The organism is Deinococcus sp. QL22 (assembly GCF_023370075.1).
In the GTDB taxonomy this organism is placed as follows: Bacteria; Deinococcota; Deinococci; order Deinococcales; family Deinococcaceae; genus Deinococcus.
This window is the reverse complement of sequence record NZ_CP097152.1, coordinates 260,717-275,509: the sequence shown is the minus strand read 5'-3', so window position 1 is coordinate 275,509 and position 14,793 is coordinate 260,717. Positions and strand designations below refer to the sequence as shown.

Here is a 14,793-nt window from a genome sequence, read left to right as displayed (position 1 = left end):
CCTGCAGGACGACGGGGCCGTACCTAGGTCATGCAAAGGGAAGATTCCATCCCGCCTCATCTCCGTGAACCCGCAGAAGAAGGACGTGGTCTGGCTCTGGGACGTTTGTTCGCTGTGTCTCACTGAATCGGACGTGTTGCTGATCCTATAAACGCTCTCTGTCGATCCTGTGGCCCTCATCTTCATGGAAGTCAGGGGTGGGTCATATGGCTCAAGCTATACCAGGGGATGCGACCGTGGCGCCAATGTTAAACGACCTGCTGCTTAATTTTGCGTTGCTGGTCGCGGGCGCGTTCGCCATTAGCCTCACCTACCGGCAAGCCAGCCTGCGCGACTCTTGGGCACGCCTGGCTGTTCGTTACGCCACCACGGTCACGGTCGCCCTGCTCCTGCTCTTCAACAGCGTGCAGATCGGCCCGGGGCTGCTCTTTGACTTTCGTACCGTCTTGGTGGCCTTGGCCGCCCGGCGCTACGGCCTTCTTGCGGGCGTGCTTGTCGCCTTGCCGATTGCCCTCTACCGTCTGGCCCGGGGTGGCCCGACGGCATGGGTGGGTGTGCTCAATCTCGTGCTGGTGGCCCTCCTGGCAGCCCACCGGAGCGGGTGGCTCCGGTTGACCCCCCAGCCCAGCGGGTTCAGCTTGCATCAGCGGTGGTGGGTGCCCGTAGGGATTTTCGGCTGCGCGAATCTCACCACGTTTCTGGCCTTCCAAGTGACCCAACAACCGTTGATTGACGCCCTCGCGGTGTATCTCACCTTCGGTGGTCTGAGTGCGCTGGGTCTGGTGGTCGCCCACTTGGTGATTCGCAGCCGCCTGCAGTCCCTCACCCGGGTCGAGCGGCTCGAAAGCTTGGCCTACCTCGATGCTCTGACGGGAAGCTTCAATCGGCGGCGCTTCGATGACGATTACCCCCAGATTCACCAACCCGCTTTTCTGCTCCTGCTGGATTTAGATCTGTTCAAACGGATCAATGACACCTATGGCCATGAGTTGGGGGATCAAGTCCTGATTCAAACGGTGCAGGTGCTGCGTGACCACCTGCGGCCTCTCGACGGCATCTACCGGTTGGGGGGCGAGGAGTTTGCCGTGGTCTTGACACCTTGTGACCCGGACAGCGTAGCGGAGGTGGCCAACCGGCTCCGGGTTCAAGTGGAGCAACAGGTGGCGGAGCGGGCCGGACTGTGGGGCGAGACCATCACGGTATCGGGCGGTTGGGTGAAGGTGGAGGGCGAAAAACGGGGTGTACTCCGCCAGGCCGATGAGCGGTTGTACTTAGCCAAAAGCACCGGACGCAACCGGATGGTCGGAGACCAGGTTCGGGAGCGGGTGAAGGTCTAGCACAGCCGTGGGTTCCCGGGATGACTTTCCGCCTCAACGGGTCCATACCCCAGTGCCCTCCGAAAACATCTGTTCAGGAAAGGGTGTCGTCGGGGTCAAAGTTGGCAGCGTGAGCAATCCGCGTCCCTTTTGGCCTGCTTTGCCGCTATGAAGCGAGTTCAACTGGCCCTAACGGACTGGAGTTCTGGGTCAGATTGAAAGAACGACCGTTGATCTCGCCTGCCCACCTCCTCGGGAACTGTTCGTAGAAATGACGTCTGAGCCAGAGTTCAAGTCCCGAACGGGGGTTTTGGGCGATCGAGGCGATAAAGTGATTCATGCCTGGCCGAGTGCTGCAAAAGGGAAGGCTTGTGCGGGGAACAGCGGAGGCTCAAGCTACCGTTTAAGACCAAGCTGGTTTCGGCCGCGGCGGGCCTGGCGCCGTTCTCCATCAGCACTTCTGACACCTGCATTTGCAGGAGCCTTCCCTCTGGCAGCAGAAACAAGAACAGCTGTTGTCTGGGTTGCTTTGGGCAAGGTACAGGGTGGCCAAACACCGGGTGCTTCAGCGTGATCAGCCCCCTCTGTCCAAAGCATCCGCCTGCCCCCTGTCCCATGAGGGACACTGTGTGCCGGCTGAGCTCGCGCTGGAGCCGGCGGAAAAGTCCCTTCATGCCCAAAGACAAGATCCCGACCTCCCACCAGACCGACCCTTCAGACCTTGCCACCATTGACGCCTTGAAACTCGAAGGTCTTCAACCCGCCAACGGTCAAGCCGTGGCCGCCCTGTTCAAGCTCCGGACGGCTGACCGCGAACACCTCAGCGGCCTGTACCGACGAGCAGACGCCGTGCCCCTCCAGGTTAACTGGCGGCTCCAACTGCCTCCAGGGCCCGCTGAACCACAGCCGAGCAGAAAACGGCTGCCTGCATCCGCACGGCTGCTCGAGCTAAAGGCTGCCTTGCCGTCTACGAGCAAGGCAAGCAGTTGCCTCTGCGGGGGCGGATGCCACACTCCACGCCGCTCTGACACGAGCCGAGAATCTGCTCTGAAGGCCAGTTATTGATCCCTGTACAGCTGAACAACGCCGAGTTAAATTTGAGACATGTCGCTGATTTGGCAGCCATCCCAGTGGACACGGGCACAGTGAGAGGAGCGTCGCCTGTTCGCTCAGCCGCTCATGGAGGCTGGAGAACTCAATGCCGCTCAGATTGCGGAGATGAGTGGGGTCAGTCCGAGTACGGTGCGGGCTTGGCGACCCCTGCACCCGGCCCACCACGGCGGCTCACGGATGACCAGATCGCTACGCTCATGGAGCTGCTCCAGGCGGGGCCAGATCCAACTCGGTTCCCGGATGAGCGTTGGACGTGTCCCCGAGTCCGCGAGGTGATTGGGCTTCGGATCAACGTCTGGTACGACGTTGATCATGTCGGTCGCTTGTACATCTGTGGGGATTCTCCCCACAGAAACCGGATAGACGGGCGATGGAACGCTCAGAAGACGCCGTAGAGACTGGGGTGAACGTGCGCGTCCCCGAGTTGGAAAAAAAGATCGAGGCCGGGGAAACGCTGGTCTTCGCCGATGAAGTGGGCTTCAGTCTGAAGCCCGCGGTGACCCGCACGTGGGCGCCCTGCGGTCAAACGCCCATCTTGACCGCCAAGACCAGCTGGCACAAACGCTCCACCATCGGGGCGATCACCACCAGAGGACAAGTGTTGCAGCAGACTCATCCCGGCGCGATCCGGGGGCCACAGGTGCTTGCTTTCGTTCAGCACGTGCTTTGCCACGTCCCGGGCCAAGTCACCCTGCTCTTCGATAACGCCCGCATCCATAAAACGAAGGCGCTGGGCGCCTTCGTGGAAGGTGAAACACGACTGACAGTGGAGTATTTCCCGCCCGATGCACCGGCACTGACTCCTACCTTGCTTGGGCCTACGTCAAACGGCACATGCTGGGCAATTTCTGCCCGCGACACCTGCCCCAACTCAAAGCTCGCCTCGTCCAAGCATGGCAGCGAGTCCGGTACATTCGCCTCCCTGACCGCCTCCTCCATGGCCCAGAGGCGTTGCTTAATTAGGCAGGAATCAATAGTGATAGTCCGTTGACTTGCTGCCCGATAACGGTTGAGAGCTATGGTTCTGAGGATGAAGAACGCCAACCACACCAGGTAAGGATAAGAAGACCGACGTATTCATCGCACGGTTTCCCAGACTCAACCCCCTACGTTTGATAACGTCCACAATTGAAACCGCTCAGCAAGCTATGAGATAGACGGTGTCCTTTTCTTTGTAGACCCGCGTCTTTAGAAGGGTGTTCTGAAACTTATGACGTTATCAATAGGATTTGAGTGTGCACCATGCCAGGATGCTGCCTCCTGTGTCGGTAATCCAGAGGCCCACAAAGCGAACACCGGTGCCCGTCAACAGGAACTCCCGTACTACTGCCGTATCGTCTTCATCGACGTCTGTTTCCTTATAGGTCAGTTTTTTGCTGGTCAACCCGGTTTTCAGGGCGTTCCCGATCATTGCGGCGCGAGTTTCTTCATTCCAGTCGAAGACTTCGTGAGCGGTGCACCTACTTTTCTGATCTCTGGCGAGGAGGGTCAGGTATCCATGAAGGCCTGTGGTGGCCGGTGCAGAGAGTCGTGTGGCTCCAGGAGCAAGGGTGATGCCGGTCAGGGTGGAGGTGGTCCCTGTCCCGGCCAGTGCCGAGGTCAGGAGGCACAGGGCCATCAGGAGGGTGCCGCGTTTCATGAGGTGAGTATAGACTTGGTGAACTGACCTAGATTTTGTAGGGCTCGGTAGCTCACGACTGCTTCCCAGAGGTGACCGAAAGCAAAGCGCGTCTTGACCAGATCGGTGGCTGTAAATGGCAGATGGATCACACCCATGGTTCTCCTTACAGCTCGCACGCTCATGTTTCAGGCTATGGATTCGACCAGAAGCGAATCGTTTCCCATGGTAAAGCTTGCTGCCTAGGCTGGGCAGCAGGAGGTTCAAGATGCAATCTCACGAGGACGAAGTCAAAGTGCGGGAAGAAGTTTTTTTCAAAGAAGTGGAGCGTGACCGGCTAACTTTTCTGGCACAGGGGAGCCGACCCGGCATCCAGTTGCGACTTGCTGCGCTCCTGCGCCGTCTGGCATCGTATCTGGATCCACGGCCTCAGGATTGCCTCGAAGGAACCATGTGCCGCTCTGTATGCCAATAGGGACTGATTCAGCCAGGCATCCTGGGCGCACGCTTGGCCTTGAGGGGAGGATAAGATCCGGCAGTTTTTCTACATTAGGGCAGGAGCAGCGTTCGAACTGCCCTGACGCAGAATCTATGGTGGGGTGTCGTTGCTCCTAGACGCTCTTCCGGGATTGAGGTTCAGTCCCCAGGCGGTCACGCCTAGTGGGACTCCGTTGACTTCTGGGAAGGGAGTACCCTGCACCTGGTTCTTGGCCATTCAGATGGTGGCTGTGCTTGCGTGCTGGACATCCTTTAGCTCAAGAGTCAACGGAGTCCCTATAGGTAAGTGAGCCCTTCGGGGTGGAAGGTGTGTCGTTGGATGCACGCTATGTCGCGTCAGTCTCTGGCGTCTGGGAGGCTGACGCGGCTTGGAGGGCCTGCAGAGTGTCCTGCGTCTCTTCCGCCGCTGTTTCTAAGATCAGCCGCTGGGCGCTGGTGGCGTCTTGTTGCTGTTCCAGGCGACTGATCTCGGCCCGGTCTCGGGCCTCGGTATGTTCCAACTGGGCAAGGTGCACTTCGGCCTCTTCGGCCGCGTTTGCCAACAACTGCTTCTGATGGGCGTGGGTGTGGCCATCTTGTTCTAGGGTGCGGATCTGCTCTAGAGTTTCAGCGGCTTGACGTTCCAGATGGGCCAGTTCGCGTTCCCCCTGGCGATGCTCGGCTTGCCGGAACCGCTCCACGGCTTCGGCCCCCATCCGCTCCAGTTCGGCAATCTGGGTCAAGGAACTGGCCTGCCCCAAGGCTGCCGCGATAATCTCTTCCAGATTGCGGGCCTGCTCATGCACGGCCTCGCTGAGGCTGGTGAGCAGGTGGGCACTGACATGTTCCAAGGGGGTTTCTCGGACTTGGATCAAGGTCTGCTGGATGGTCAGCCGCAGCTCATGGGCCGTCTGAATCTGCGTGCGGCCAGACGCGACGATGCCTTCCAGGGTGGCCAAGTGCACGGCGGCCACGGAGCCGATCTCGGCCAGGGGCGTGGCCCGCACCTGCTCCAAGGTGGCAGCCACCACGCGCCGCAAGGCTTGGACAACCACCAGTTGTTCCCGGCCCGCGTTGATGATGTGCTCCAGCACATCTTGCTGAATAAAGCCGGCTTCGCCGACGTGCTCCCGAGCCGCTGAGGACGCCATACGTTCCGCTCGGGAATCGGGGTCACTCGGCAGGTTATGGTCTGTGGGAGAGGTCATACCCCAGTGTAAGGGGTTGCTCTCCAGCAAGAACGCGCGGCTGGGAGTCAAATCCAGGCTTGGGCATCCCATGGGGCGTCCAGCTGCAGGGGTTTGCTGAGCCGGATCACATGGCCCACCTCGTCTTCCCAAATTTCCACCAGCTGGTGAGACTGAGAGAACGCCCCGGCACTCCAGGCGACGTAGCGGTCAACGCAGGAGGTGAGCTGCAGGGGGACGCCCTCGAACTCGACCCAGACCCCATTGCTATCGCGGCCCAGCACCTTTATGCCTTGGCCTAGAACCCTATGGGGTGCGTCAGACTTGCCCACTTCTTGATGACCCCCTCGCGTCCCCTGACACGGAGTGAATGGGCCTTGTGCTGATTTGCAGGGTTTAGTGTCTGCTCCCAACGAACTTGTCTGGCCTCTGAGCACCCTTGGCCTCTGTTGACGGCGTGCGCTACTGTCGAACCTCAATCGACTTTCTTTTTGTTCGCTGCGGGGAACGCGCAGAGGTTCTGGTTTGACTTCGGCCCTGTCTGGTGCGTGAGCCCTCTGAGGTGCTCAACCTGTCTTTCAGGCGGCCACTTATAAGCCCACTGATCACGGCAGAGCGCTTATTTCTTGGCCTGTTGCTCTCGCCTCCATCGTCGCTCCGCCTGTATGGCCTCAACCTCCATCCACCGTGAAGCCACTTCAATCAGCCGTGCTTGAAGGTCTAAGTTCAACAGTCGAAATCGCTCTATACGCTCGGCCAGCTCTGCTCCACTCCCCGGTACAGGGATCTCGGACGACATCCATCAGTGAACCACTGCCAGGTGGACTCCAGACACCTTTTTCGAAAAGCTTCAGTTCATCATGGACGCCGCAACCATCAGCCCCCGCTCTTCAACTCATCCGTGATCTGGACTGACCCTTGCTCCTCTAGACCACCCCTCTCTTCAGGCCATTGGCCGGCTTTCCGCAGCCGGAGGGCTCCCCGAAAACTGGATGGCGTGAAGCAACGGTTGGCCGCATTGACCTCAGCGCCCTGACGGCCTGACACAATTTATGAGGGAGAGCGAAATCTGAGCACCCAGCCGCCTTCTAAAGCGTCCACAGAACTGACATGCGATTTCTTGCGACGTCCGGGAGGCGCCGGATCGGCGCCTCCTTGGAGCGTCAGGCGGTTGAGTACTGCCTGCCCCCGGCTCAGCGCGAAGTGGACGCCGCGTAAACCAAGTTTCAAATAGCTCAGGGCGCGGTTCCAATGGGGATCAATGGTTCTGCGCACACCCTGCTGCACGAGCTGGAGTCCTTCGGAGACGAGCAGGAGCGTGGCCACAGAGATCACCAGGATCAGGCGTTCGAGGCTGGCGGCATCACGCAGTTTGGAGTCCTCCAGACCGAAGAGGCCACTCTTATCATCCAAGAATCCTTCCTCTATTTGGAAGCGCTCGCCGTACTCAGCAAACGTTGCACGACTGGTGGGTTCATCGCTCACCACCTGCCACTGCTCTGGGCCGTCCGTGGACGGCCCAGAGCACATGCACCGGCCCAAATCGGTGTCCGGTGATCGTGACGTTAGGAAGCAGCGCGTTTCGCGCGCTGCGAGTTTGATTTCCGATGGTGCAGACCCGTTGCCCGTCTGGAGCGGCCAGAATCAGGCTCGATTTGATGCGGATGCGGAAGTGCCATCCGCAGACGCGGAGCCAGCCCATCAAGGCCGTGTCGCAAAACCCCGATCCGCCAGGAGTCGAACATCGTGCAGCCCAAGAAAATCCAGCAGGCCTTTGACCTCGGCGAGGACAGGCAGGAGTTGTTCGGTGCCGACCTGAGCACTGGCATGCTCTAGGACGGAGACGAGCGGTACCGCGCGTCCCCGGTAGAGGACGGCCACCCGGATCAGACAGAAGCGTCCGAACAGGATGCTGGTGTCCAGCGCCAGCGTCAGGAATGCGGGCCCCAATCCCGCAAGGCTCGGGTAATCAGGGGCCATACACACTGCCAGGGCGATGGCTGGATTCTCCAGCCACCGTCGGCAGCGACGTTCGGTGCTCTGGGCGACCGTGGCCTGGGAGTGGATGTGCGGCAGCCAGGAGGGAATGGAAACGCTCTGGGACAGCACAAGCCGCTGACCATCCAGGCCAGCGTACGGGCGTTGCGGACGTCGTTCCACAGGGCGGGGTGGAGGTGGGGCAGGATCGCTTGGTACAGTCGGGGGCGTCCCCGGCATTTTCGGTCTTCACAAACAGAAAGTGTCCCCTACCGGGGACGCTTTCTCATAAATTGTGTCAGGCCATCAGCCTCAGCGCCTGGTCTCCCCTGACCACCTCTTTTCGCGGTCACTTGTCTCTTCCCGAAGATGAGCTTGCCTCATTTGAAGTGAGCAGCCACACTGGAAACACGTCACTTGAACTCTGAGGGCGTTTCTGAACACTCAAGCGAAAAAGGTGGCTTAATTCCTATGTCCCAAGAGCAACCTCACCCTGATCCCCAGGAGCAAGCTCTTCAACGCGTTGTTGAAGAGCTTGAAGCACAGCTTCAGGATAGGCAGCAACAAGGAAGCACGCTTTTCAGCGAAGCGCCTGCTCCCTACCTGTTACTGAACTCACAAGGCCGCATCCAGGACGTCAATCTTGCTGGCGCCTCACTGCTTGGACGCGCCCGCGAAGTCCTCCTGGGGAAGCACTTCGGCCAATTCCTGATGCCTACTTCCCAGGGGTCGTTGGATCAGCTGCTCAGTCAGGCGTCGCAGCAGGGACTCAGTCACCGCGGTGAAGTTCAACTGCTTCATGTGGACGGCACGGTGTTCGAGGTGCTGCTGGATCTGAACGCCGAGAAGGCCGCGGGGGAATTCCAACGCTTCCGCCTGGTCATCACTGACATCACGGCTTACAAAGCCGCGCATACTCACCTGCTCAATGACGCGGAGTCCCATCAGCAGGAGGCTCAAGCCCACAGTACCCGGATTCGGGAGTTGAATCAGGAGCTGGAACAAGTCGTCACGGTCTTCATTCAACAACTTCACCCGCCGCTCACCCGGGCCATGAATTTCCTGGGCCTGACACGCCGCACCCTCGGCGACGCCTCAGATGAGGTCAAGCAGCCACTCCTGAACACAGAGCGGGCCGTTCAGCAGGTGATTGCCCTCATGGCCTCGACGGAGCGGTACATGCGAATGCGCTCCATGCGCGTCCGGTTGCGATATGTGGACTTGAACAGCGTGTTCCGGGAAATCCGCAAGAATGCTCAACCGTTGCTGGCCGAGCGGCAGATTCAGATCACCAGTGATGCGTTACCCACTGTGCAGGGCGACACTCAGGCGCTCTATCTGATCTTCGACGAGTACATCGCGAACGCGCTGAAGTATACCAAAGAGAAGGACTTGGCCCGAATTCATGTCCTGGTGCGGGAATTCGACTCTGAGTACCACATTGGCGTCGAGGACAACGGCAGCGGCTTCAACATGCGCCAGAGGAACCAGTTGTTCCAGTTGTTTGGGCGCCTGCATTCGTCCAAGGTCTATGAAGGTACCGGGGTGGGTCTGGTCACCGTACGCCGATCCGCTCAACGCTTCGGGGGCCGCGTCTGGGCAGAAGGCAAAGTCGATCAGGGCGCCACCTTCTGGTTAGCCTGGCCGAAGTCCCCGGTGATTCGTGAGTAAACCTCACGTGACTTTCCTCACCGTTATGGATTTTGTTCGCTCTAAGGATGGTCACCCATGATTGATTTTCCCCTCGTGGTCATTGGGGCTTCATCGGGCGGGGTCTCCGCCCTGATGAAGCTCTGCGCGCAGCTGCCCGGTGACTTTCCAGCCGCAGTTCTGGTGGTGCAGCACACGTCACCGGCCTACCCCAGCATGCTGCCGAGAATCCTGAGCTCCGCTGGATCACTGCACGCCATCCATCCCCGGGACGGTCAGTCGCTTCATCCTGGACTGATCTACGTCGCCCCCCCAGACCATCATCTGCTGGTGAAGAAACAGACCGTGGCGCTGACCAGGGGACCCAAGGAAAACCGTTCCCGACCAGCGATCGATCCCTTGTTCCGCTCGGCGGCCCTGAGCGCCGGAACCAGGACGATCGGCGTGGTGCTGACCGGGAATCTGGACGACGGCACCTCCGGCCTTCATGCGATCAAGCAGGCGGGTGGCCTGACGGTGGTTCAGGATCCGGACGATGCTGAGTACGGCTCGATGCCGCGGAGTGCGCTCGGAGCCGTCAACGTCGACCACAGGGTGCCCCTGGATGAGATGGGGGCCTTGCTGACCACACTGGTACAGAACCTGCTCAGGAACCCGGGTCAATCCTCAATGAGCCCTGAAGAGCAACGCCGCCTGGAAATCGAAGTGAGCATCGCGGGTGAACGCCACGCCCTGAGCCAGGGGGTCACCCATCTGGGCCCGCCGTCGCTGGTGACCTGTCCGGACTGCGGGGGCACGTTGATGGAGCTCAAGGAGGGAACGGTGACGCGCTTCCGGTGTCATACCGGGCACGCCTATACGGCGAACAGCCTGTTGTCACACGTCAGTGGATCCATTGAGGAGAAAGCCTACACCGTACTGAGAACTTTGGAAGAGGCGGTCATCCTACTGGGAATGCTGAGTGAGCAACGCCAGCATCAGGGGGACGCTCAAGGCGCAGAAGCGTTGCGGGCCAGCGCGCGCGAGGTAGAGGCCAGCACTCAGAGCATCCGCAGGTTGGCGCGGGACAGCAGGATCCTGAGCGGCGAGGAGGTAGAGCGCCCCACTTCCGAATGACGGAGCAGAGGTTTTCGCTGCCGAGCAGGACTGTCTTGACTGTCCGCAGAGGCCGGCTGCAACTGAGGCCGCGCGGTTTACTTGACGGACAATGGAGACACACTGTCACGGCGCCGAATCCCGCCGAGCCAGGCACATCGTCCAATTGCAGCTGGTGAGGTCATCGCCATCCAAGACGGAACCGGCTGCCAATGAGAAGATGAAAAATTCTGTTTACCTCTGGGTGATTCTGTTTCCAAGGCTTTACCTGGCGAACGGCTAAATTTTGGCCAACCTACCATGCGGGAGCTCTGAGCTCCCGTAGCTTCTGTCCGCGGTTGACGTGACAGGCTGCTCAACGAATTTCGTCGGGAACGCGGCGAGTACACTTTCGGGCAGCACGTCAGGAGGGTAGTGCTCCAAGAGATTCTTCAAGCGGCGTTGCGAGCGTTCGCCGATGAGGTGAGTGTCGACCAAGGCGTGGCGTAGCCAGGCGCCGAGTGACGGCGTTGGTGGTTGTATCAGTGATAAACGTCTGGCATGGCGCCTCGAACCTCCGCCATGGACTTCCAGTCGTGACGGAAAGCGAATTGATATTTGTAGGTTTTGTTGAGTCTTTCCAGGATTCCGGTGCCGCCTGGCTGGGACACTTTGGAGCGCACCCAGAGGCCGTACTTCAAGCAGCCCTGTTGAAAGACCTCGCTCGTGAAGTCGCTGCCGCCGTCACTTTGCACGAGGATCGTCTCCGGGTGGCCCTCGGCCCACAGGACGGCGACGGCTTCGTCCAGCGTGAGCTAGCAAGGTGCATCGATAGACTCCGTTATGTGCTGAAAGACAGCACGACCGGCAAGGTGTGCTACCGCAACCAGGGCGCTTGCAGAGCCGCGCCCTACATCACCCTCTCGGCGGACAGCACAACAGCCGGGAAGGAGACGGCGGTCATTCACCGTCCGGAAGAGGTCGCACATGTCGTGTTTGCAGCGTGCAGCGCCGTGGAAAACGGCGTCGGATCATTTGCGGGGTACCGGCCGGTAGCCGTGTTTAAAGATGACCTGGGACAGGAAGTGCGCACACCAGTCCTCGGACGCAACCACTTCTCGTTCTGGGTGGCCTTGTTCGCCGTAGACCTGACCGGCGCGGAAGCGAAGATCAGTCATCTGGGGCGTTATTCCAGCTTCGGCACAGAACGCAGTCCACTGCTGCACGCCAGTGGCAAGCTGGAGATGAACAAGGGCGTGACCGAGTTTAAAGGCCGCTGAAGGCGGTGAGGACAGCCGGCATCCTGGCAAGCCCTCACCGACTCCAGAATTGACTGGAACCGGCCGGAAAGAGGTCAGGCTATCAGGCGGGTGCGCTCGCAACTGCGTTCAAGCAGGAGGAGGTAGCCAATGCTGTCCGGCGACAGTCGTCCAGCGGCATTCAGGGCGCGCAGAGTCGGAAGATGATAGAACTCGCCGTCGTCACCGCGGATCAGATCGTTGACATCGAAAGGAATGGATTTTAGGCCTGCCGTCTGATCATCCATAAGCACTCCCTCAAACTTCATGGGTAACACATGAAAGTCTTCTTTAAGTTCTCTAAAGCATACGTGTCTCTTCTGTCAGCAGTCTGACTGCAGCAGGGCAGGTGGCCTAGACGCACTGCAGCCAGGTTGTCCGGTCAGTCAGGGACACCGGGTTCTGTTCCTCCTCTGCGGCGATCATTGCCGGACAGGCGGTCTGGTTGTCTCTCAGCTGCCTGAAAATGTTTGATGGGCCAACCGCCGAGTCCCCTTGCCTGAAGACGTATCCACCTATGCCCAAAGCTCACCGAGCAACTGTGCCCTCAGGAATTCCGGTCAGGGTTCCGGAAGCAGCGCGAGCGCACAGGTGGATGCTCGATAATCCCTCAAACTCCCGATCAAGCGATGGTGGAAGAGCCTGCTGGACGCAGGTTGCCGCCGAATACCACGTCATACGACCTACGGCGGTAAATCGGTGGTGGAACGCCCCTCACGGCAGTGGGCACGCGCTCCCAGGAGCGTTCGCTCTGCAGGCACACCAGTCGGCTTCAGGCGCTGGCAGAGTGACCCACAAGGGTGGAGGGCGTGGCCCTGACTAGACTTTCCCAACTCGGTACGACGGTCTGTGCTGCACTCCAGCGAAACCACCCGCAGGGGCGTACTCGGTGCAGAAGCATCCGGCAGGGTTCTGGCAGCTTAACCGCAGTAGGCTGTCCGTCCGTGACCGACCGCAAGCCCTACCGACACCGTTTTCCGCTCAGTATCATCCGGCACGCCCTTTGGCTCTCCCACCGGCTTTCCTCTGAGCGAGCGCGATGTCCAAGAATTGCTGCACCAGCGCGGCACGATCGTCAGTCACGACACCCTCCGCCAGTCGAAGATCAAGTTCGCGCCGCTCCTCACCGAGGAGCTCCGCCACCGGGAACCCTGCCGGGGTTCCCGGTGGTTCTTGGACGAGGTGTGCACCGAGATGGGTGGCAAGAGACACGGGGTGTGGCGGGCCGCCCTAGAATCCGGCGCGGTGCTCGACATCCTGTTGCAGCGCCACCGGTACACCCAGGCCGCGAAGACATTCAAAGAATGTCTATTCGTCCACTACGATGTCCCAGACGTCATTCATACCGACAAGCGCTGGAGCTACGGGGCGGCCATTCGAGAAGTTCCCGTGCTCCACGCTGTGGAGCACATCCAAGTCATCTCAACGGCGCGCTGCCATACCTTGACCTGGCAATCCCATCGGCCTCCCCGGGATCAGGAGCGAAGTCAGTTGGGCTTCAGGAAACCTCGACGAGCGCGGGAATTCTTGGCCCGACATGCCCGCATTTCAACTCTCCACCCGCACCACTGTCCCCGCGCTCAATGGAAGAACGAATCAGTCCAAGGCCCACCTGGCTTGGCAACACGCCGTTGATCCAGCGGTCTGAACTTCAGATCGCCACTGGGTAGATTTGGCTTGCTCAATATTAAGTTACCGGGAATAGATAGCGTAGTTTTTGGAGGTTGTCTACAGTGGTCGCCCGTTCGCCGAACCACTTCACACCTGGTGTGAAGCTGGTTTCACGTACGTTTCGCCCAATGGCTGCCCTGATCTCACGACGGCCAGTCCTGTCCGTAACAATTTATGCCCAAGCGCGATCAAAGCCACCTTGGGTGGCTTTCCATTGGCTCGCAGACGACGATAGAAGTCACCCAGGTGCCCTTTGTTTCGCGTGACACTCCAGGCCGCAAGGTACGCCGAACGCCTCAGGTGAGCATTGCCCGTTTTTGAAATGCGCCCTCGGCCTTTCACACTCGTACCCGACTGAAACGGAGAGGGAGCAATGCCAGCATGAGCTGATCTTTGCTTGCCGGTTTCCAACACCGCAAAACCCTCCGTTTCTGCCAACACCGATGCTGCCGTGAGCAAGCCGAATCCAGGAACGCTGGTCAGCAACTCAAAGGGCTCACGCAACGCGTCATTCGCGTGGATGAGGCTGCGGATGGCCGTTTCGAGCTCCAAGATCTGTTGCTTCAGCAGGGCAATGCGCGTGTTCAGCAACGCCACGACGATCTGGCTTTCATGCTGCCGGCGTTCTAAGGCGTGCAATCGGTTCTGATCCTGTGTCAGCGCTTCGCACAACGCCGTGCGTTCACGGACGAGTTGCTTGAGTTCCTGCAGCGCTGTACTGGGCGGTGACCAAGGTTTCGGCCGCATCATGGCGCCATACAGGGCAATGACCGCTGCGTCCATGCGGTCGGTCTTGCCCCGTTTGAGTGTGGCGCGGGCGAAGTATTTGATGCTGGTGGGATTCACCACGCTGACGGTACAGCCCGCACTGAACAGGACGTTCGCGCACTGCTCCCAGTACACGCCGGTGGCCTCCATCACCACGTGCAGCTCCGTTGGCGTCACACCGTGGTGTTGGGCCCACTGCAGCAGGCCCTTGAATCCAGTGGGCGTGTTCGGGAGGTTAGGGAGTGACTGTTCCAGGTCGTCGTTGAGCCGTAAATGTGCGTAGAGAGAGTCTTTTCCGATGTCCAGGCCGAGGGCAAACATAACAACCTCCTGGAGAAAGGGGTGGAGCAGGTCGGACTCTCTCGGCACTGGCTCTTATGGTGCAGGCTTGGTGGCCTTGGATAGCGTTCAGTTTTCGAGAAGAGCGCCCGAGCCGGTCCGGACTATTCGACGGTCTTGCTGGACCTGGGGTTGACGCGGACTTGGCGGCTCGGACTGGCCTGGCAATCTCCATTCTGATCAGGAATGGACCCAGACGTACTACATAAGGGGTTGACCTGAGCGGCGGAAAATGCGAAAGGGACGGTGCTCTGGGCCGTCCCGACCTCACTTTTCTAACCCTCAAGGTCGCTGTCCCCTTGCTC

General features: G+C 59.8%; 13 protein-coding genes and 2 pseudogenes. 6 read left to right on the top strand and 9 right to left on the bottom strand.

What is annotated here, in order from left to right; all coding sequences use genetic code 11:
- The first annotated feature begins 245 nt into the window (after positions 1–245).
- The gene (locus M1R55_RS23495) at positions 246–1,337 is read left to right on the top strand and encodes a diguanylate cyclase (protein ID WP_249395809.1); all 1,092 of its coding nucleotides are present in this window, start codon (positions 246–248) and stop codon (positions 1,335–1,337) included.
- 693 nt (positions 1,338–2,030) lie between these two features.
- On the opposite strand, the gene M1R55_RS23490 is transcribed toward M1R55_RS23495, so the two are convergent.
- Entirely contained in the window at positions 2,031–2,195 is a 165-nt protein-coding gene (locus tag M1R55_RS23490; RefSeq protein ID WP_249395328.1) for a hypothetical protein, read from the bottom strand.
- Between the two features lie 282 nt (positions 2,196–2,477).
- On the opposite strand from M1R55_RS23490, the pseudogene M1R55_RS23485 reads away from it, so the two are divergent.
- Positions 2,478–3,392 (top strand): annotated as a pseudogene (locus tag M1R55_RS23485) (IS630 family transposase).
- A gap of 256 nt (positions 3,393–3,648) precedes the next feature.
- Here M1R55_RS23485 and M1R55_RS23480 read toward each other — a convergent pair.
- The 6 genes from M1R55_RS23480 to M1R55_RS23455 form a co-directional block, all read right to left on the bottom strand.
- On the bottom strand, positions 3,649–4,068 hold the full coding sequence (locus M1R55_RS23480; protein WP_249395327.1) for a hypothetical protein: 420 nt from the start codon (positions 4,066–4,068) through the stop codon (positions 3,649–3,651).
- A gap of 803 nt (positions 4,069–4,871) precedes the next feature.
- Positions 4,872–5,732, bottom strand: a complete 861-nt coding sequence (locus tag M1R55_RS23475) for a hypothetical protein (protein WP_249395796.1) — start codon at positions 5,730–5,732, stop codon at positions 4,872–4,874.
- Between the two features lie 47 nt (positions 5,733–5,779).
- Positions 5,780–5,995: a hypothetical protein gene (locus tag M1R55_RS23470; RefSeq protein WP_249395795.1), complete on the bottom strand. Its 216-nt coding sequence runs from the start codon at positions 5,993–5,995 to the stop codon at positions 5,780–5,782.
- Between the two features lie 766 nt (positions 5,996–6,761).
- Positions 6,762–7,196: a hypothetical protein gene (locus M1R55_RS23465; RefSeq protein WP_249391324.1), complete on the bottom strand. Its 435-nt coding sequence runs from the start codon at positions 7,194–7,196 to the stop codon at positions 6,762–6,764.
- Complete coding sequence (locus M1R55_RS23460) at positions 7,186–7,413, bottom strand: hypothetical protein (RefSeq protein ID WP_249395794.1); 228 nt, start codon at positions 7,411–7,413, stop codon at positions 7,186–7,188. Before M1R55_RS23460 ends, M1R55_RS23465 begins: the two co-directional genes overlap by 11 nt.
- Positions 7,413–7,871, bottom strand: a complete 459-nt coding sequence (locus M1R55_RS23455; protein ID WP_249395793.1) for a hypothetical protein — start codon at positions 7,869–7,871, stop codon at positions 7,413–7,415. Before M1R55_RS23455 ends, M1R55_RS23460 begins: the two co-directional genes overlap by 1 nt.
- Before the next feature lie 288 nt (positions 7,872–8,159).
- On the opposite strand from M1R55_RS23455, the gene M1R55_RS23450 reads away from it, so the two are divergent.
- From M1R55_RS23450 to M1R55_RS23440, 3 genes are all read left to right on the top strand, one after another.
- Complete coding sequence (locus M1R55_RS23450) at positions 8,160–9,359, top strand: ATP-binding protein (RefSeq protein WP_256566061.1); 1,200 nt, start codon at positions 8,160–8,162, stop codon at positions 9,357–9,359.
- Between the two features lie 57 nt (positions 9,360–9,416).
- Positions 9,417–10,454, top strand: coding sequence for a chemotaxis protein CheB (locus tag M1R55_RS23445; RefSeq protein ID WP_249395792.1), 1,038 nt, complete (start codon positions 9,417–9,419; stop codon positions 10,452–10,454).
- 668 nt (positions 10,455–11,122) lie between these two features.
- Complete coding sequence (locus M1R55_RS23440) at positions 11,123–11,692, top strand: hypothetical protein (protein WP_249395791.1); 570 nt, start codon at positions 11,123–11,125, stop codon at positions 11,690–11,692.
- 74 nt (positions 11,693–11,766) lie between these two features.
- Here M1R55_RS23440 and M1R55_RS23435 read toward each other — a convergent pair whose 3' ends face one another.
- Positions 11,767–11,958 (bottom strand): hypothetical protein, encoded by a 192-nt coding sequence (locus M1R55_RS23435; RefSeq protein ID WP_249395790.1) that lies wholly within the window; start codon positions 11,956–11,958, stop codon positions 11,767–11,769.
- Positions 11,959–12,654: 696 nt separating this feature from the next.
- Between M1R55_RS23435 and M1R55_RS23430 the strand changes: the two are divergent.
- A pseudogene (locus tag M1R55_RS23430) lies at positions 12,655–13,358 on the top strand (IS6 family transposase).
- Between the two features lie 110 nt (positions 13,359–13,468).
- Here the strand turns inward: M1R55_RS23430 and M1R55_RS23425 are convergent.
- Positions 13,469–14,470: an IS110 family transposase gene (locus M1R55_RS23425; RefSeq protein WP_249395604.1), complete on the bottom strand. Its 1,002-nt coding sequence runs from the start codon at positions 14,468–14,470 to the stop codon at positions 13,469–13,471.
- Positions 14,471–14,793: the final 323 nt, after the last annotated feature.